The organism is Viridibacillus sp. d25.2, assembly GCF_055456015.2.
On the sequence record NZ_CM196652.1, the window covers coordinates 1,435,011 to 1,454,581 of the forward strand.

The 19,571-nt window shown below is 35.6% G+C and carries 20 protein-coding genes; 18 read left to right on the plus strand and 2 right to left on the minus strand.

What is annotated here, in order from left to right:
• Positions 1 to 386: 386 nt before the first annotated feature.
• Positions 387 to 545, minus strand: a complete 159-nt coding sequence (locus ACZLO7_RS07025) for a hypothetical protein (RefSeq protein WP_464940740.1) — start codon at positions 543 to 545, stop codon at positions 387 to 389.
• Positions 546 to 1,070: 525 nt separating this feature from the next.
• Here ACZLO7_RS07025 and ACZLO7_RS07030 point away from each other — a divergent pair.
• From ACZLO7_RS07030 to ACZLO7_RS07110, 17 genes are all read left to right on the plus strand, one after another.
• Positions 1,071 to 1,790 carry a glucosamine-6-phosphate deaminase gene (locus ACZLO7_RS07030; RefSeq protein WP_464940739.1) on the plus strand — a complete coding sequence of 240 codons (720 nt, stop codon included), beginning with the start codon at positions 1,071 to 1,073 and terminating at the stop codon, positions 1,788 to 1,790.
• Positions 1,791 to 2,379: 589 nt separating this feature from the next.
• On the plus strand, positions 2,380 to 3,540 hold the full coding sequence (gene nagA, locus ACZLO7_RS07035; RefSeq protein ID WP_464940738.1) for an N-acetylglucosamine-6-phosphate deacetylase: 1,161 nt from the start codon (positions 2,380 to 2,382) through the stop codon (positions 3,538 to 3,540).
• Between the two features lie 44 nt (positions 3,541 to 3,584).
• On the plus strand, positions 3,585 to 4,307 hold the full coding sequence (locus ACZLO7_RS07040) for a GntR family transcriptional regulator (protein WP_464940737.1): 723 nt from the start codon (positions 3,585 to 3,587) through the stop codon (positions 4,305 to 4,307).
• Between the two features lie 4 nt (positions 4,308 to 4,311).
• Positions 4,312 to 5,031 (plus strand): sugar isomerase domain-containing protein, encoded by a 720-nt coding sequence (locus ACZLO7_RS07045; RefSeq protein ID WP_464940736.1) that lies wholly within the window; start codon positions 4,312 to 4,314, stop codon positions 5,029 to 5,031.
• A 23-nt stretch (positions 5,032 to 5,054) separates the two neighbouring features.
• Positions 5,055 to 5,324, plus strand: a complete 270-nt coding sequence (locus tag ACZLO7_RS07050; protein ID WP_464940735.1) for a phosphocarrier protein HPr — start codon at positions 5,055 to 5,057, stop codon at positions 5,322 to 5,324.
• Complete coding sequence (gene ptsP, locus ACZLO7_RS07055) at positions 5,318 to 7,036, plus strand: phosphoenolpyruvate--protein phosphotransferase (protein WP_464940734.1); 1,719 nt, start codon at positions 5,318 to 5,320, stop codon at positions 7,034 to 7,036. The genes ACZLO7_RS07050 and ptsP overlap by 7 nt, the downstream gene beginning before the upstream one ends.
• Before the next feature lie 164 nt (positions 7,037 to 7,200).
• Positions 7,201 to 8,373, plus strand: coding sequence for a GNAT family N-acetyltransferase (locus tag ACZLO7_RS07060; protein ID WP_464940733.1), 1,173 nt, complete (start codon positions 7,201 to 7,203; stop codon positions 8,371 to 8,373).
• A gap of 220 nt (positions 8,374 to 8,593) precedes the next feature.
• Positions 8,594 to 8,905 (plus strand): PTS sugar transporter subunit IIB, encoded by a 312-nt coding sequence (locus ACZLO7_RS07065; RefSeq protein WP_464940732.1) that lies wholly within the window; start codon positions 8,594 to 8,596, stop codon positions 8,903 to 8,905.
• Positions 8,906 to 8,923: 18 nt separating this feature from the next.
• Entirely contained in the window at positions 8,924 to 9,235 is a 312-nt protein-coding gene (locus ACZLO7_RS07070) for a PTS sugar transporter subunit IIA (RefSeq protein ID WP_464940731.1), read from the plus strand.
• A gap of 67 nt (positions 9,236 to 9,302) precedes the next feature.
• The gene (locus ACZLO7_RS07075) at positions 9,303 to 10,631 is read left to right on the plus strand and encodes a PTS sugar transporter subunit IIC (RefSeq protein ID WP_464940730.1); all 1,329 of its coding nucleotides are present in this window, start codon (positions 9,303 to 9,305) and stop codon (positions 10,629 to 10,631) included.
• A gap of 24 nt (positions 10,632 to 10,655) precedes the next feature.
• On the plus strand, positions 10,656 to 11,753 hold the full coding sequence (locus ACZLO7_RS07080; RefSeq protein WP_464940729.1) for a DUF871 domain-containing protein: 1,098 nt from the start codon (positions 10,656 to 10,658) through the stop codon (positions 11,751 to 11,753).
• 85 nt (positions 11,754 to 11,838) lie between these two features.
• A complete protein-coding gene (locus ACZLO7_RS07085) occupies positions 11,839 to 12,825 on the plus strand; it encodes an N-acetylglucosamine kinase (protein WP_464940728.1) in 987 nt (328 codons plus the stop codon).
• A 444-nt stretch (positions 12,826 to 13,269) separates the two neighbouring features.
• On the plus strand, positions 13,270 to 14,031 hold the full coding sequence (locus ACZLO7_RS07090) for a tRNA threonylcarbamoyladenosine dehydratase (RefSeq protein ID WP_038187302.1): 762 nt from the start codon (positions 13,270 to 13,272) through the stop codon (positions 14,029 to 14,031).
• A gap of 191 nt (positions 14,032 to 14,222) precedes the next feature.
• Complete coding sequence (locus ACZLO7_RS07095; protein WP_464940727.1) at positions 14,223 to 14,540, plus strand: PadR family transcriptional regulator; 318 nt, start codon at positions 14,223 to 14,225, stop codon at positions 14,538 to 14,540.
• Positions 14,537 to 15,040 (plus strand): DUF2812 domain-containing protein, encoded by a 504-nt coding sequence (locus ACZLO7_RS07100; protein WP_464940726.1) that lies wholly within the window; start codon positions 14,537 to 14,539, stop codon positions 15,038 to 15,040. The genes ACZLO7_RS07095 and ACZLO7_RS07100 overlap by 4 nt, the downstream gene beginning before the upstream one ends.
• Before the next feature lie 69 nt (positions 15,041 to 15,109).
• Positions 15,110 to 16,009, plus strand: a complete 900-nt coding sequence (locus tag ACZLO7_RS07105) for an ABC transporter ATP-binding protein (protein ID WP_464940725.1) — start codon at positions 15,110 to 15,112, stop codon at positions 16,007 to 16,009.
• A complete protein-coding gene (locus ACZLO7_RS07110; protein WP_464940724.1) occupies positions 16,002 to 17,240 on the plus strand; it encodes an ABC transporter permease in 1,239 nt (412 codons plus the stop codon). The genes ACZLO7_RS07105 and ACZLO7_RS07110 overlap by 8 nt, the downstream gene beginning before the upstream one ends.
• Before the next feature lie 93 nt (positions 17,241 to 17,333).
• On the opposite strand, the gene ACZLO7_RS07115 is transcribed toward ACZLO7_RS07110, so the two are convergent.
• The gene (locus ACZLO7_RS07115) at positions 17,334 to 17,888 is read right to left on the minus strand and encodes a kinase (RefSeq protein ID WP_464940759.1); all 555 of its coding nucleotides are present in this window, start codon (positions 17,886 to 17,888) and stop codon (positions 17,334 to 17,336) included.
• 51 nt (positions 17,889 to 17,939) lie between these two features.
• On the opposite strand from ACZLO7_RS07115, the gene ACZLO7_RS07120 reads away from it, so the two are divergent.
• Positions 17,940 to 19,297, plus strand: a protein-coding gene (locus ACZLO7_RS07120) for an IS3 family transposase (protein WP_511261369.1) whose coding sequence is annotated in 2 segments (ribosomal slippage) — positions 17,940 to 18,393 and positions 18,393 to 19,297 — 1,359 coding nt in all. Because the reading frame shifts where the segments join, the coding sequence is not laid out codon by codon here.
• The last annotated feature ends 274 nt before the right edge of the window (positions 19,298 to 19,571 follow it).

A 19,571-nucleotide genomic window follows, 5' to 3' on the forward strand; every position in this document is an offset into this window, starting at 1 on the left:
TTTGAACAGAAAGTGCAGGTGTTTTTTGGTATTTCTCTTATTCTTCATTTAATAGCTTTAAGATAAGATTCAAATTCACCGCAAATATTGTTGTAGCTCCTTGGTCTCTTCCAGGCCAAATAGACCACCGATTTTGTCGATTGTAGCCATGCGGATTTTTCAACTCACTATTCTTCGCTTCAATTTTATAGTACTTTTTCGCAAAGTCTTTAAACCTTTCCGTTTCATGAAAAGCTCCTTGCTCTTCATGTTCGGTTGATTTTATGGAAACTGAATACGTTTTAATTTTGGCACCGTCTTAATAACAGCCATCTTGTATTGGACAAACCTTACATTTTTCTATGTCAAAGTAATACGTTTGTTTTTGATTTTTATCTACGTCTTTTTTATTCGTTAGCGATTTTCGAATCGCTTCCATTTGTTATCACCGGATTTAATTTTGATATCAGTTGAATCTTTTCAGTTTGTGCATACTGTAAATTACCTTTTTTCTGAATAGTAACGATATAAAGGCTTAGATTGAATGTTTCTTGTTTGGAAATCATGGATAGTACCACCTTGAATTAGTGAATCGGAAAGAAAGAAAAACTCAGAAAAAAGATAAACTAGTTGATTGGAGTGCAGGCGGCGACTCCTTGGGGAACTAGCGAACATCTTGAGACCCCGCAGGAACGTTAGTGACGAGGAGGCTCAAGGTTCGTCCCCAGGAAAGCGTCCGCCGGAACGGAAATTAACGGCATCGAAGAAAAAGCCATGGCTAAAATGCATTTTATGGACTTTTTCAGTGCCCTCAATGAAAATTGGGAGGTTTTTTATATGTCTTGTATATTTGAAATTCTCTGATTAATGATGTGGATTTAATTTAACTTACTGGTAACTTGTAAATTGTAACTTTTTTAGTACATTTGCTACTTTTTACTAGTTCTTATATAAAAAATTGGAATCAATAGTTTTTTTAAAAATATGGGTATATCATTGGGGAAATAAACACTTTTTTATTTTTTTGTTGGCTTCCATGGAAATAATGGTTTAAAGTGTAAGTAAATAAATTGAAATGAGAAGGTGTATTAATGGAGTTGAGCAATCACATAAAAACCGAATTGAAGATTGAAACAATTAATGATTTAGGAGCATTATATGACCGAGCGTTTATTGTTGTAAAAAACGCCTTAGATAAGGGTTCTAAAAACTTTGGCTTGGCTACAGGTGGTACAATGTTACCGCTTTATGACCGAATTCGTAATAGTGACCTTGATTTTACTCAGTGTGAAAGTGTTAACTTAGATGAATATGTTGGACTACCAAAAGCTCATCCTGAGAGTTACATAGCATTTATGAAACAACAGCTGTTCAATGATAAACCATTTAAAAAATCTAATTTACCTAATGGTGAAGCAGTAGATCCACACGTAGAAGCCGCTCGTTATGAAACGCTTCTACAACAAATGACTTTGGATTTCCAATTACTTGGTATTGGGGAGAACGGACATATTGGTTTTAATGAACCAGGTACACCGTTTGATAGCGAAACACATGTTGTGGAACTTGAAGAATCAACAAGAATAGCAAATGCACGATTTTTCAATTCTTTAGATGAAGTACCTGCAAAAGCAATTACAATGGGGATTTCTTCAATCATGCGTGCTGAACAAATTTTATTAATTGCGGTTGGTGAGAAGAAACGTCCTGCTTTAGAAGCATTGTTAAAAGGTGAAGTAACAGAGGAAATACCAGTAACGATCTTGAAAAAACATCCGAATGTAATTGTGTTAACAGATTTGGTGATCTAAATAGATTGTTTACACATCTTTCAGGTGAATGGGTATTGTCTATCCCAAGCAACTTGAAAGATTTCTTTGTATACCAAAGATGGAAAAAATATTGGTGAGAGTAGTAAATGCTTATGAGGGAGAATATAGTTTAGATATAGGAGAAGCATTTTTGCGAAATAAAGTATGAACTCGAAACTGAGAAAAGAAGCTTTTAAACTAACTGTTATAAGTTGAAATAGACTTACTATTCTAGTTATTTTGTAAAAAAATAAAGAAATATTGAGTTTTTTCTTTTCATTTATTTGGAAACGTTTTATAATTGGTATAGACAACTATACCAAAAGGTGATTATGGATATATTAAATAAGAGATTTTAAATAAGTGTCTTTAAAGATGATTAAATCTTTGAAATTCACAATCATGACAATGATGCATTGAAGATAGGATAAGAGAGTAGGATAGAGTTTTCAAATATTAATGTGCATACAATAGAGAACGAGAACTATCCACGTTTTTATACTTGTAAGCAATTTAGCTGAGGTAAGTTAGGATAATAAAAATCAGAATATACAAATTTAATGCTGATTTTACTTAGGAGAGACAGTATATGAGTGGAACAATTTTAATTTCAAACGTAACGATTGTAAACTATGACCAAGATGCATTTATAGGTGACCTTTACCTTGTAGGTGGTAAAATCGCTAAAGTTGGTAAGGGATTAAGAGTTCAAGCACAACATACTATTGACGGAACTTCTAAAGGTTGGATTGTTTTCCCTGGATATATTGATATGCATATACACGGTTCAGACGGTTTTGATGTAATGGATGCAACGGAAGAAGCGTTGCAAGGCATTGCTCGTTCATTACCTAAAGAGGGCACAACAAGTTTTCTTGCTACTACTATGACGCAGTCTATAGATGCTATTGAGAAAACTCTTCAAAATGCTGCTGCATATAAAGGTGGTTTAGATGAAGCAGAAATGTTAGGGATACATGTTGAAGGCCCGTATATTTCTAAGGAAAGAGCTGGCGCACAACCACTACAATATATTATTGAACCTTCAATTCAACAGTTTCTTCAATGGCAAGATATTAGTAAAGGTCGTATTAAACAAATTACAGTAGCTCCCGAAGTGAATAACGGTTTTGAATTTATCGAAGCCGCTAGTAAAGTAGGAATCGTCGTGTCAATAGGGCATTCAGATGCTATGTCAGATGAAGTAGAGCGTGCCGTTCTGCTCGGTGCAAAGCAAGCAACTCATCTATATAACCAAATGCGTCCTTTTCACCATAGAGAACCAGGAGTTGTCGGTGGTGTTCTACTAGAAGATGACTTAAAAGTAGAAATAATAGCAGATTTCATACATAGTCATCCAAAATCAGTGGAATTTGCTTATAGGTTAAAGCAAGCCTCACGAATTATATTAATTACTGATGCAATGAGAGCTAAAGGACTCGAATACGGAGTGTATGATTTAGGTGGTCAGGCAGTAGAGGTAACAGAAACTGGTGCACACTTATCTGATGGTACGTTAGCTGGTAGTGTATTAACGATGGCGCAAGCCGTCAAAAACATGTATGCTGTCACGAAATGTTCATTACAGGAATTAGTATCTATGTCTTCCAATAATGCTGCTAAACAACTGAATTTACCTTTTAAAGGGTATATTAATCCAGGGATGGATGCAGATTTAGTTATTTTAGATACAAATTTAAATGTACAAAAGACTATATGCCACGGTAAAGTTGTATTTGAGAAAGAATAACAAGCTGTAGTTTATAATTGACTACATGAAAGGTGGAGAAATGCTTGTTAGATAAAAATTCACCAGTTCCAATGTATATACAAATTGAAGAGTTTTTAAAAGGTAAAATTTTTGAAGAGGAATATAAAGTAGGTGAAAATATTCCTTCTGAGAGAGAGTTTTCCGAACAGTTAGGCGTAAGTCGTATGACTGTAAGGCATGCTATCACAAATTTAGTTAATAGCGGTTTACTTTATCGAGAAAAAGGTCGAGGTACTTACGTAGCGAATCCAAAATTAGAGCAGCCATTAAGTGGACTGACTAGTTTTACGGAAGATATGCGTTCAAGAGGCTATGAACCTAGCAATAAGCTTATTCGTTTCGAAAAGATTATACCTCCAATCGACATTGCCAAAGCATTGCAAATGAAAACAGGTGATGAAGTATTTTCGGTTGTTCGAATTCGTAACGCGGATCAGCTACCAATGGCCATTGAAAGAACATATATACCTGTAGAAATTATTCCCGATTTAGATAAGAGTATGGTTTTGGGTTCGTTATACTCACTAATTGAAGAGCGAAATCATCAAAAGATTGGTCATGCTTCTCAATTAATGGAAGCAGCACTTGTATCAAAAGAAGATAGCAAACTGCTGAATATTGAGCAACCATCAGCTGTATTAGTTATTGAACGAAAAAGTTATTTAAACACTGGAGTACCATTTGAATTAGTGCGAAGTACATATCGTGCAGATCGCTATAAATTTATCAGTGAAATTCAGAGGTGATAACATGCATCAATATTTTCAAGAGGTTCAACAATTATTAAACGTTATTGTAGAAGAAGAACAATCTAATATGACAAAAGCTGCCGAATTGATTGCAGAACGTATTCAAAACGGAGGGATTTTACAACTATTCGGTTGTGGTCACTCTCATATATTAGCTCAAGAAGGTTTTTACCGGGCAGGTGGTTTAGTACCTGTTCGTCCCATATTCATAGAGCCTTTGATGCTACATAAGGGTGCACTAACTTCTTCTTCTAATGAAAAGGATCCTAATTTCATAGCACAACATCGTCATCAATTTGAGTTTAACTCAAATGATGTATTAATTATTGTTTCTACGTCAGGTAGAAATGTTGTACCCATTGATGTAGCACTACTAGCAAAAGAATCTGGGGTGCGTGTTATTTCATTACAGTCTCTTCATTATAAAGAGCAAGTATCAAAACATAGTACACGGAAACGCCTAGAGGAAACAGTAGACTTCGTTTTAGATACACATATTCCAATAGGTGATGGATTGTTATGGCAGGATAGCGTACAGTATGGCCCTGCTTCTACTACAATCGGTTCAGCCATATTGAATACGACGCTATCTCAAGTGATTGAAATTCTTGCTAGAGAAGGTGAAGAGCCACCTGTATTTGAAAGTGCAAATCTAGATGGTAGTAAAGAGAAAAATGATTATATGATAGCAAAGTATAGTAGACGAATAAACTTCGAGTAAATATAAGTACGGGGGAGATCAATATGGAGAAAACATTTAAAATTACTAGTTCAGTAGGATTACATGCACGTCCATCAACAGTATTAGTTGCGGGTGTAACACCTTTTGCATCAGATATACAGCTCGAGTACAAAGGTAAAACAGTCAATTTAAAATCTATTTTGGGCGTTATGTCATTAGGAGTTCCAACCGGTGAAGTGGTAACTATTAAAGCAGATGGTTCTGATGCAGAAGCAGCAATCGCAAAAGTTTCAGAATTGATGATTTCAGAAGGCCTAGGACAAGAATGTTAGAGATTAAAGGCATTGCAGTCTCAAATGGTATAGCTATAGCGAATGCGTACTGCTTAGTAGAACCGGATCTTTCCTTTGACAAATTGACTATTACTAATATAGAAGCGGAGAAATTACGCTTTAATGCAATTGTTTCTAAGACCAAAATGGAACTAGAAGCGATTCGTGAAGCTGCGGAGAAGAAATTTGGTCACGATAAAGCAGAAATCTTCTCTGCACACTTACTAGTATTACAAGACCCAGAGATGTTAAATGCAATTGAAGTCCAGATTAGTGAAGGTGTAAATGCCGAATTTGCCTTACAAGAAACATCAACTATGTTTATCAATTTATTTGAATCTATGGATAATGAATACATGCAAGAACGCGCAGCTGATATACGCGATGTAGCAAAGCGTTTATTAGCAAATTTATTGGGCATTGAATTGCCTGATTATAGTCGTCTATCAAATGATGTAATTATCGTTGCTGACGATTTGACACCATCGATGACTGCTCAGCTTGATAAAACGCATGTAAAGGGCTTTGTAACAAATATTGGAGGGCGTACGTCTCACTCAGCCATTCTTGCGAGAACAATGGAGATACCTGCAGTTGTAGGAACGAAATTGGCAACAACTATTATACCTCATGGAGCAAATCTTATATTAGATGGTACAAAAGGAACTGTAATATTAGATGCCACAGAAGAAATAGTTGCGGAGTATTTATTAGCCCAAGAAGCATTTGTAGCAGAGAGTGCAATGTTCCAACACTTTGTGACATCTGAAAGTGTAAGTGCAGATGGACACCATATAGAGTTAGCAGGCAATATTGGTAAGCCAGAGGATGTAGATAATGTTTTAGCTAACGGCGGTGATGGCATTGGCTTATTCCGCACAGAGTTTTTATATATGGATCGTCAAGAATTACCAACAGAAGAAGAGCAATTTACTGCTTACAAAACAGTACTGGAAAAGATGGGGAATAAACCTACTGTTGTTAGAACATTAGATATAGGTGGAGACAAAGAATTACCATATTTGAAATTAGAGCATGAGATGAATCCTTTCTTAGGGCATAGAGCTGTGAGGCTTTGTTTGGAGCAACAGGATATATTCCGTACTCAGTTACGTGCACTTCTTCGTGCAAGTATATTCGGTAATTTAAAGATCATGTTCCCTATGATTGCAACACTCGATGAATTCCGCAAAGCGAAGGCATTATTAGAAGAGGAACAAGAAAAGTTATTAGTAGAAGGAATTGAAGTTTCAAGAGATATTGAAGTAGGAATGATGGTAGAAATACCTTCAGCGGCTCTCATTGCAGATTTATTTGCTAAAGAAGCTGATTTTTTATCTATTGGTACAAATGATTTAATCCAATATACTTTAGCGGCAGATCGTATGAATGAAAAAGTTGCTTACTTGTATCAACCATTTCATCCTGCCATTCTGCGCCTAGTGAAAATGGTGATTGATGCTGCTCATGCTAATGGTAAATGGGTAGGGATGTGTGGAGAAATGGCTGGAGATGAGATAGCTATACCTATTCTTCTTGCTTTAGGATTGGATGAATTTTCAATGAGTGCATCTTCTATATTACGTGCGCGTGCGCAAATTTCAGACCTCTCGAAAGAAGAATTAACGCAACATTTAGAAAAAATTTTATCATTAGCTACATCAATGGAAGTAGAACAATATATGAAAAAACTATTAAATATGAGCAACTAATTTGATTATTACTATAAAGGAATTTTTCATGCGTCAATGGAATGTCGGCAACCCCTGAAGATTGGAATTGTCGACATTTTTTATACAAAAAATATCAATAAAACCATTATAATTCCCATAATTAGAAGATATAACACGGTTGTACTATTAAGGGGGAGATACCGATGATTCAATTAGTACCACTAGAGGATAGTGAACAAGTTCATCGTTTGCGAGATTATAGTTTTTCGAATAAATATATTGGAGAAAAAAGAGAAGATTTCCAACATTGGGTAGAATATAGTACAACGATTGGAGCATATGATGGAAGAAAATTAGTTGGTCAATTGCTCGTACTCCCTTTGAATATGACTATTCATCAAATCTCGTACAAGATGGGAGGCATTGGATTTGTATGTACTTATCCAGAGTATCGAAATAGAGGGATTATGAAAAAACTTATGATTCGTGCTTTGGAAGAAATGCGAGAAAATGGCCAATGCGTTTCTGTATTAGCTCCATTTTCTGTCTCTTTTTATCGTTATTTCGGATGGGAGTTATTTTTTGATAAGCTGAATTATTCAATACCTAGTGCAGCCTTCCCTAATTTCGGTAACCAGTTAGATGATATAAAAAGATTTAGTTTTGAATGGCTTGATGAACAACTTTTTGAAGACATCTATACTTTTTATAATGACAATGCAGATGATGTTAATGGCTTTATGAAGCGTGATACTGCTTGGTGGAAAAGAATTCAGCGCAGAGAGCCTGATAGTCATTTTGCGATTTATTATAAAGACGATAAAATCCATGGCTTTGTACGCTATCAAATTCAAAATCTCACTTTTATTATTAAAGACTTTGTCGTAAAGGATCATTTTGCTGAGCAGGCAATTTGGCGTTATATTTCGTCTCATAGTGCAAGTGTTTATCATATTACTGGTACTACTGCAGCAACGAGTCATTTTGGATTCCATTTTAACCAGCCACAGTTTAAAAAAGAGGTTGTTCAAGACTGCATGGTGAGAATTGTAGATGTTGCAGCGTTTTTAAAAAAATACAATTGGGCGGAATTAACGGAAAACTTGTATTTACGTATTCAAGACCCGTTTGCCCAGTGGAATGAGAAGCTTTACTGTATTACTAGTGGGGGACATATTGAAGTAGTTGAAACGGATATAATTGAGAATGATCAAGTTTTATCATTGTCGATTAATATTTTTTCAGCTCTGATAGTAGGGTATTTAACTGTTACAGAAGCCTTGCTCTATGCTAACCATCAACTAGATGAAAAAGCCTTAAATCTCTGGATTAAAGCTTTAAGATCAGAAAAACCGTCATTTTATGAGTATTTTTAATATGTATTTAAACATTTATATCTTATATAAAAAATTTTTTCGATGAAAATTTTGGACTATACCAGTTGTTAGAAGAATCAGTAAATTCAAGCCGTTTAACAATATGCCAATTAAAAAATGCGGAAAAAAGGAAAATAATGCACTTTAAGGGTATTGTGGTATAGACCAATTTCTGCTATTCTCAATTTAGGAGTTATATTACAAAAAAGGGGTGCTCTTCATGAAAAATATTATGCTCGTTTGTGCGGCAGGTATGAGTACTAGTTTACTAGTAACTAAAATGCAAAAAGCTGCTGAGGGACAAAATTTAGCTGCAGATATTTTCGCAATTTCAGAAAGTGAAGTTGATTCAACATTAGAAACAAAAAATATCGATGTCTTATTATTGGGGCCTCAAGTGCGTTATTTGAAAGGACCATTTGAAGCAAAATATAAAGCTAAAAACTTCCCAATCGAAGTCATCAATATGAGTGATTATGGCATGATGAATGGCGAAAAAGTATTGCAACACGCACTTAATTTAATTGGATAGTCAAGGAGGTTTACGGTCATGCAAGAAACGGATTTGTTACAGTCAATTATGGGGCTGATTTTGCATAGTGGAAACGTAAAAAGTGATTGTATGGAAGCGCTTCAACTTGCTAAACAAGGAAATGTAAGCGCTGCTAAAGAGAAAATAATCTTAGCTAATAAATCTTTAGTAGAAGCACATCATTCTCAAACGGCGTTATTAACACAAGAAGCTAGAGGGGAAAAGGTAGAAGTTTCTATAATGTTGATTCATGCACAGGATCACTTGATGAATGCCATAACTTTTAAAGATTTAGCAATAGAAATTATAGATTTATATGACCGTCTATAAGGGGCTTAACATCAATTTTGGTGTTTACCATAGAAATAATCTATAACACAAAGGAGAGTGGAGAGGGATGTTTCGTTTTTTTGAGGAGAAGTTCGTTCCAGCAGCAGCGAGGATTGGGAATCAAAGGCACTTAGTTGCAATTCGTGACGGCTTTATTACAATCATGCCGTTAACTATTGCAGGTTCGTTAGCAGTAATAATCAATAACTTACCGATTAAAGGTTATCAAAAATTAATGGATTCAATTTGGGCACATGGAACATGGACGCAATGGGGGGGGAACGTGTGGAGTGCGACATTCGCCATTATGTCTTTACTTCTTGCCTTTACAGTTTCGTACCATTTAGCTAAAAGCTATGGTAAAGATGGCTTATCTGCGGGAGCAATTGGTTTATCTTGTTATCTGACATTCGGAACATTCGGTGAAGGCGGCTTAAGTGGTCTAACCACAGGAACCGGTGGTATATTCGTTGCATTAATAGCTGCACTCGTATCTTCGGAACTGTTTTCACGATTATCTGGTAACAAGCGTTTATTGATTAAAATGCCTGATGGTGTTCCACCGGCAGTTACAAAATCATTTGCGGCATTATTACCCGCTATTATAACAATTTCATTATTTGCTTTAGTAAGAACAATCATTTCAACAAGTTTTAATATGTCTGATATTATTGCATCATTCTATTCAGCAGTTCAAGAACCATTTATGGGTTTAACAAACACGTGGGTTGCAGCTTTGATCTTAGCGTTTGTTCCTGTATTCTTCTGGTCATTTGGTATTCACGGTGCAAATATTATCGATCCATTTATGCAAACTATTAATGCTGATGCAATTGCTAAAAACGTTCAAGCACTTAATGCTGGTGAAGTTGCACCATATATTATTAACAAACCATTCTTTGATGCTTTCGTAAATATGGGTGGATCTGGTACAACAATTGCTTTAGTTATTGCTATATTCCTATTCGCTAGAAGGAATAAGCAGTACACTACGGTAGGTAAAGTTGGTGCCGCACCTTCGTTATTCAATATTAATGAGCCATTGATGTTTGGTTTACCAATCATTTTAAATCCAAGCTTAGTTATTCCGTTTGTTCTAACACCAATGATCAATGTATCAATTGCTTATTTCGTAACGAAATGGGGATGGGTTCCAGCAGCAACTGTTGCGACGCCTTGGATGGTTCCACCAGTCATCAATGGGTGGTTAACAACGCAATCATGGACAGGTGGAGTTTTAAGTGTCGTTTTAATCGCTATTTCAGTTTGTATCTACTTACCGTTTATAGTGGCAGCATCGAGAACTAAAGTAGATAAAACAGAAGGAAAAAAACAATCTACAACAAATCAATCAGAACTAATGAAAAAACCAGAAGCAGAAAAAGTGAACGTTTAATAGATGGTAAGCGGAGGTATTCAAATGAGAAGATTAGGAATTTCAATTTATCCTCAACATAGTACGTTAGAAGAAATGCAAAACTATATCCAACTAGCGCATGATCATGGTTTTAGTCGCATTTTTACTTGTCTAATGTCTGTGAAAAATACTGAGGAAAAAGAAAAGTTACAACAAATCAATCAGTTTGCGCAACAGCTTGGCTTTGATATTTCCGCTGACATCGCTCCGCAAGTTTTTGAGGAATTAGGCTTAACTTATCGTGATATTGGCACCTTGAAAGAACAGTATCATTTAGCTGCATTACGCTTAGATATGGGATTCTCTGGACACGAGGAGGCGTTCATGTCATTGGACGCTTCTAACTTAAAAGTCGAACTTAATATTAGTAATGGTACAAAGTATGTAGAAAATATTTTGTCTTATCAACCAAATCTTGAAAATATTATCGGCTGCCATAATTTCTATCCAAGAAAGTATACAGGTCTTTCGAGAGCGCATTTTATTAAATCTTCAAAGTTATTCAAAGATAATCATATCCGTACTGCGGCGATGATTTCTTCGAATCATGCAAAGTTTGGACCATGGGAGGAAACACTGCATGGCTTACCTACATTAGAGGAGCATCGCGGTTTACCAATTACAGTTCAAGCAAAGGATTTATGGCATACGGGTTTAATAGATGATTTGATCATTGGGAATATGTATGCATCGGAAGAAGAGCTACAAGCATTAGGAAAACTGAATCGCCAAAAATTAGAACTTGATATTGTACCATCAGCGGAAAATTCAGAAGTGGAAAATAAAATTATTTTTGATGAACCTCACTTTAATCGGGGTGATGTCTCTGAATATGTGATTCGCAGTACGCAATCACGCGTTAAATACAAAGCAGTGCAATTCAAACCGCATGATGTATTAAATATTCAAACAGGTGACATTACAATCGATAATGACGAGGATATCCGCTACAAAGGTGAGTTACAATTAGTGCTAAAGAATATACCGAATTCAGGAAGTACGAATATTGTAGCGAAAGTAGTACCTGAAGAAATTTATTTACTTGAGAAAATTCGGCCATGGGAATCATTTGGTTTTAAAATGGTAGAGAAAAAAAGGTAGGATGAGTAAAAAGGTTGAGTGCTATGATCTATAGTTCTCAACCTTTTTGCTATATTGGATGAAGTAAGTATCTAGGGGGATGAAGATGTTTGTATTAGCGATTGATGGCGGCGGCACCAAAACATGTGCTGTTATTTGTGACGAACGCGGGCATATCCATGCAATGGTAACAGTCGGTAAAAGTAATCCGACGACTATGAGTAAAATAGAATTTGAACAGGTAATTGAGCAAGTATTAATGCTACTGAAATCACAAAACACAACTGCCTTTACACAAATTGTAAGATGCTTTGCGGGTATGGCTGGAGTGAAAGAAAAACAATATGATTCAATTCTAATGAATGTTTTACATAATCACTTACCAAAAGAGGCAACGATTGAGATAGCAAATGATGCGACAAATGCATTGTATGCAGGTACTTTGGGTTCTGAAGGAATTGTACAAATAGCGGGAACTGGAGCAATTACATTGGGGTTAGATGAACAACATCGCATTGTACGAACTTCCGGTTGGGGATATTTATTTGATGATGAAGGAAGTGGCTATGATTTAGGAACACAAGTTTTAAAAGCAGTATTTAAAGCTTTTGATGGTCGAGGTTATCAAACCAATTTAACAGCAAGGTTATACCAACACTTTCAAGTAGACGCGGTTCCGCAAATAATAGATCATATCTATGGAGAAGGGCATCCAAGAGCTATTATTTCTCCACTAAGTTTGTATGTGAGTGAAGAAGCTTTGAAAGGGGATATTGTCGCAAGAATCATTATTCAAAAAGCTTGCGAAAAATACTTCCAATCAATCAAAGCATGTTTAGGTCAAATGACTTGGTCAAAAGAGACGATTCCTGTTGTATTAGCAGGAGGTGTGTTCTCAAATGTAGAACTTTTCATTCCGATTCTTCAAAAGTTAGCAAGTAATGAAGTTGTAGAGATAAAGTTTCAGCCTGCTCTTATGTCACCAATTGGTGGAGCAGTTGTAGGAGCACTAAGAAAATGTGGGCAATATGTTGATCAAAGGTTTGTCGAGACTTTTAATGAACAAATGTTGGCATCAGGTAGTGAAGTGTAAAGTATACTGCAATGTTGCTATTATCTATTTCATGTTTATTTTTTCTCGTCATAATTTCCATCGTCTCAAAAAAATTATTTATATTACATGTTTAGTTGATTGGAGCGGAAGTGGCGACTCCTGCGGGAAAAGCGGGACAGACCAAGACCCTGCAGGAGCATAGCGACGAAGCGGCTTGGCGCCCGCCCGCGGAAAGCGTCCACTGTAGCGGAAAACAACGGTCCTATCTATATATTTTTTAAAAGTTCAAATCGAAATGATTACTTTGGGGCAAGTAGTAACTCAAGAAATCTTAATTTAAACTTAATTCATCTTGACATACATATTTCTCAAGTCAATCCTTGCAATCCTCTTGCTTTTTGTATATATTTTTCACGATACCTATTTTCTTAGTAATAGGATAGGATTACTTACAAAATTTAAATAAAACGGAGTGAAAGGCATATGTTACATCAATTTTCACGTAATGAATTAGCCATTGGAACAGATGGAATAGATAAACTAAAAAATACAACAGTAGCAATTTTAGGTATAGGCGGTGTTGGATCATTCGCTGCCGAAGCTTGTGCAAGAAGTGGTGTTGGTCGCATTATTTTAGTGGACAAAGACGATGTAGATATTACGAATATTAACCGTCAACTAGTTGCTTATATGTCTACAATCGGTCGCTCAAAATCAGCTGTTATGAAAGAACGAATTGCTGATATTAATCCTGATTGCGAAGTCATCGATTTGCATATGTTCTATACTGAAGAAACGTACGAAAAATTCTTCAGTTATGAACCTGACTATGTAATTGATGCATCAGATACAGTTATTTATAAAATTCATATTATGAAAGAATGTTTAAAACGTGGTGTGAAAATCATTGCGAGTATGGGTGCAGCAAACAAAATGGATCCAACGCGTTTCCAAATTGCTGATATTTCTAAAACACATACCGATCCTCTTGCAAAAGTGATTCGTGTGAAATTGCGTAAAGAAGGCATTAAAAAAGGAATACCTGTAATTTTCTCTGATGAGAGCCCGATTGTTGTTCGTCCAGATGTTGTACAAACAGTCGGTAAACCAGAAGCGGAAATTCGTAAAGCGCAATTGCCACCATCTTCAAATGCATTTGTACCATCATCTGTTGGTCTAATCGCTGCTAGCTGGGTAGTGCGAGATATTTTGAGTGATATTGAAATAAAAACGGTAAGAGACTAAGCTTAGAAATTTCTCTTTCATGTAGTGAAAATAGTGCAGAAGCAAATATGCTTTTGCACTATTTTTTATGTAATAGATACCATTGTAGTTATTAAATGGACATAAATGTATTGACAAATATATCCGTCTACTGATATATTTTTTATATCGTCTGCTGATATATCTTCCAGCGATGTAAAGAGGTGGGGTTTATGCAGCAAAATGCTCCTTTAACAGAGGGTGTTTATTATATTTTGCTAGCCTTGTATGAGCCAAGACATGGATATGGCATTATGCAATTGGTGGAGTCATTAAGTAATGGACGGGTCCAGCTTGGGCCAGGTACATTATACGGGGCTATAAAGTCTTTAGTGACTAAAAAGTGGATTGTACCCTATGAAGAAGATGGGAGGAAAAAGGAATATGTCATCACAGCTCTTGGCAAAGAAGTTGTCGAAGAGGAGATGAGACGATTAAAAGAATTATATATGAATGGGCAAAATATACTAAATCAGGAGGGGCCTTTATGATAAAAGCGCTTCGCTTTTTTATCGATTATGAAAAGGAGGAAAAATGGCTCGATGCTCAAAGTCAAAAAGGACTACATTTAAAAAAAGCAATTCCCTGCTACTACCAATTTGAAGAAGGCGTTCCAGAGAAATACACTTATCGCTTGGTATTATTACCAAAGGGGCGTAAGGAGTATTTAGAATTTTTAGCCTCTACTGGAGTGGAGATAGTAGCGGTTTTCATGTTTTGGGCATATGTCCGAAAAAAAGAAGAAGAGCGTTCATTTGAATTGTATTCGGATAGTACATCTAAAATCGCTTATTTGTGTAAAATTTTATTTCTCTATAGTTTTGTATTAATTTTAAATGTATCTAGTTCGATTTTAAATATTATTGTATCGACTAGTGTATGGGGTGGGCTAATAAATGTTAGTGCATCGCTAATATTGTTGATCGCAATGGTACAAGTGTATACAAGAATACGGTCCTTACAAAAAGAGAAAGAAATTTTCCATAATTAAATTGAATACATATCTGATGTACATACGTATAGTAATATATTGAAAAATTAGAATAAAAGGAGACTTTCAATGGCTTTAGTAATTCAAGAAGTGACAAAGAGATATCAAGATTTTGTGGCAGTAGATAATCTTTCTTTTACGATTGAGCAAGGGGAGATTTTCGGTCTGATTGGTCAAAATGGTGCTGGAAAAACGACGACTTTCCGCATGATTTTAGATTTACAAGAAACAACTGCGGGGACGATCTCGTGGAACGGGCAGTCAATACACTCGATAGATCGTGATTTGCTTGGTTATTTGCCTGAGGAACGAGGTATTTTCCCGACTATGACAGTGGAAGATCAGCTGTATTTCTTTGGAGAACTAAGAGGTCGCAAGAAAAAAGATTTAAAAGAGGATGTGAATTATTGGATTGAGCGTTTTGAACTAGAAGATAAGCGCAAAGCCAAGGCAGAGACACTTTCTAAAGGGAATCAACAGAAAGTTCAGCTTATTGCAAGTTTCATACATAAGCCGGAGTTTTTGATTTTAGATGAACCATTTAGTGGGTTAGACCCTGTGAACAAAGATTTATTAAAAGAAGCGATATTGTTCTTAAAGAATAATGGTACGACAATTCTATTTTCAAGTCATCAGATGGAAAATGTAGAAGAGTTATGTGATCATTTATGCTTGTTAAAACGAGGGGTATCATTGTTTTCTGGTAGTTTATTAGATTTGAAAAAACAGTATGGCAAAACAAAGTTAACTGTAAGAACTGAAAAGACGGTTGCGGAACTTAGTGTTTTACCAGGTGTTAAAGATGTAGCCATAGGAAAAGAGCAATACACAATTACTTTAGAGGATGAATCGTATGCAAAAGGGATTTTCGATATCGTCTCGAATGGTGGTTATATTGAAAAATTCAGCCTTGATTATTTATCATTAGATGAAATTTTCAAAGATAAGGTAGGTGGCGTCAATGTCTAAGTTTTGGCTGTTAGTGAAGCAATTATATACACAAAAGATTAAAGCGAAGTCATTTATTTTCTCTATTCTATTATATATTGTAATCATCAGTTGTGTTATGTTCTGGTCAAATATTAAAGATGCACTGTTTGCAGAGGAGCCTTTGAAGATTGCTTTGTTAAATGATACAGATGCAGATTTAAAAGCGCTATTTACTTCAAACCCAGAGATGGAATTTTCATTCCCAAAAGAAGATAGAGCTGCAGTTGAGAAAAAGGTTAAAGAGGAAGAATTAGATGCTGCAATTTTTATTAAAGACGAGGGCGGATCGTTAGTAGCGGAAATTGCGACATTTACTCCGCTAACGTTTAATGACCAACAAACGGTATCTTCTAGTATTCAATATGCAGGGAAGATTTATGAAGTACAGCAACTTAATTTATCAGCAGAGCAAGCGGATAAAATTTTGCAATCTGAAACAACAATTTCAATGAAAAATTTGAACGAAGATACAGCTGGTGGGAAAAGTGAGGAAGAGAAATCAGCTGGTATTGGAGCTTCATTTTTAGTAGGGATTATGATCTACTCATTTGTAATGTCATTCTTATCGATGATTACGACGGATGTTGCATCCGAGAAGGGATCACGTGTTTTAGAAGTACTACTTGCAAGTATCAAACCGGTTACACATTTTTTGGCGAAACTAGCGGGTACATTTTTATTAGCATTAACACAAATTGTCATTTTACTTGGGGCACTATCGCTGCTATTTATCGTAGCTGATGGCGGTTCGAAATGGGATACTGTCATTGAAGTGGTAGAAGGGTTGTCTGCAGGCTATGTTGGTTATGCGCTTGCGTTTTTATTATTATCAATCATGTTGTTCTTAATTATGGGAGCTTTACTTGGTTCGCTTGTGTCTAAAGTAGAAGAATCAAGTCAAGCGATAATGCCAGCAATGATGCTTGGAATGATTGGGTTTTACGTTTTAATGTCTGGTATGTATAGCCCAGATACAATTCTTGTAAAAGTATTCTCTTACATTCCATTTACATCAGGAATGATTATGCCACTACGGATTGGGGCTACTGATATTGCAGCAACAGAGCCGATGATCTCACTGGGTATACTTATTGCGACTGTAGTTTTATTATTCATGCTTAGTCTATCGTTCTATAAACGTAGCGTACTAACGTATAGCGCGGGTGGTATTATCCAAAAGATCAAAACGGTTTTAAAAGTAACGACATGATAAAGTGTTGTTGTGTTTAGATAGTATATATGAGCAATAATAATATAAAGGAGAACCCCTTGCTTTAATTACTAAAGCAAGGGGTTCCTTTGTTTAAATACATACGTTATATATTATATCTGCATTTCTAATGGGATTTTCTTTATCCAGGTAATGTTCTTCTCCTAACCAGTATCTTCTTTTATACTTTAAAAGTATTGCTTGTTCATCTCCGATATACGAATCACGATTTAAAATTCTTTCATACCTTACTTCGCGAGGACAGTCTAAAAATATAATAAAGTCGTAAAACTTTCTCCATTCTTTTCTTTGTAGAAATATACCCTCTATAAGAATAATACTATCAGATGTTACAGAAATTTGTTTAGTGGTGATTGTATCAGCAGATTTATTGTAGAAAGGTAAATTGATATCATTTTTACTATTTTTTAATACTTCGAATAATTTTGTTGTTAACAATTTAATGTCCCATTGTAAATAGTAATATTCATACCATTCCTCGTATCCGGTTTGGTATCTTTTATTTTTTTTCACAATATGATCATCAATATGTAAAATGACCACCTTATTATTGATATTTAATTCTTGCTCGATCTTTTTTACTAATGTGGTTTTACCTGCACCACTTAAACCATCTATTGCAACAATGAACTGCCCCGTAAAAGTTAGACACCACTCTAACTTTTACGGGGGTTTTTTATGACAAAAGTAAGTGCTGAACAACGTATTCAAGCAGTTCAACGATACTTAAATGGATATGAATCCATGAGTGAAATCGCGAAAGATATCGGAATCACAAAACGGGTTGTCAGTGAATGGGTTCGCCGTTATAAAGAAAATGGTGTAGAGACTTTCTTAAAGTCCTATACAAAATATTCCGCTGAATATAAAATGAATGTACTAAATTATATGAACGAAACAGGTACATCTTCAATTGACGCAGCTGCACTATTTAACATTTCATCTCCTGGCATGATTCGAAAATGGCGAAGGAAGTTTGAGTTTGGTGGTTATGATGCCCTTGTTTCTAAGAAAAAGGGGCGTCCATCCATGAAAAAAGAAACAAAAAGAACAACGAAACCAACATCAGCTAAAGGATCTGTCGGGGCATTAGAGGCACGTATAAAACAATTAGAAATGGAGAATGCGTACTTAAAAAAGTTGAATGCTTTAGTTCAAATGCAAGAAAAATTACCAATCAAATCAAAGCGCAAGTAATTTATGAACTAAAGGAAATCTATGAAGTAGTGGAATTAATCAAAGTCGCTGATATTCCACGTAGCACGTATTATTATTGGGAAAAGCGTTTGAATCGTACTGATAAATACGCGGATGTAAAAGTCGCAATTCATTCCATTTACCATGAACATAAGGGACGTTATGGTTATCGTCGGATTGCCAAAGAATTGAAAAAATACGGCTTTCATCATGATCCTAAAACGATTAACTGTTTGATGAATGCCCTTGGCATAAAATGTGCAGTCCGTATGAAGAAATATCGTTCGTATAAAGGAAATGTCGGGAAAACTGCCCCAAACATATTACAACGTGATTTTACAGCGGAGAAGATGAACGAGAAATGGGTAACAGACGTGACAGAGTTCCATCTATTTGGTGAGAAACGCTATTTATCACCGGTACTTGATTTGTGTAATGGTGAAATCATTGCCTACACGGTAATGAATCGTCCAGTGTATAAACTAGTCCATGATATGTTAGAACAAGCATTGGAGCGCCTTCAATCAGGTAATCAAGTCATCCTTCATTCGGACCAAGGTTGGCACTATCGAATGCAAAAGTATCAACGAACATTAAAGCAACATGGAATTACGCAGAGTATGTCCCGTAAGGGCAATTGTTTGGACAACGCAGTCATCGAAAACTTCTTTGGCTTATTAAAATCTGAACTCCTTTACCTACAAGAATTTGAATCCATGGCACATTTTGAACAGGAGCTCGCAGATTATATTCACTATTACAATCACAAACGAATGAAGGAAAAATTAAAAGACCTAAGCCCGGTGGAATACCGAACTCAGGTCTTAGAAGCTGCTTAACTAAATATGTCTAACTTTCTTGGGTCAGATCACAATTAGAGGGCGGTTTTTATATGTGCGTGTAGAAAATTGAAGTAATATTTTTTCTGCTAGTGCTTTAATGGTCATCTAATTCATCCCCTACGTCTGTATTAAACTGTGGCTTGTCCTTAACTTGTTATGGAGGGTTTTCACTATTTTGTAATCATTAATTCCGATGAAAAATAATAATTTAATTAAATTCGAAACATTAGATTTACGTCAAAAGAATTTACCATACAATGTTAGGACTTAC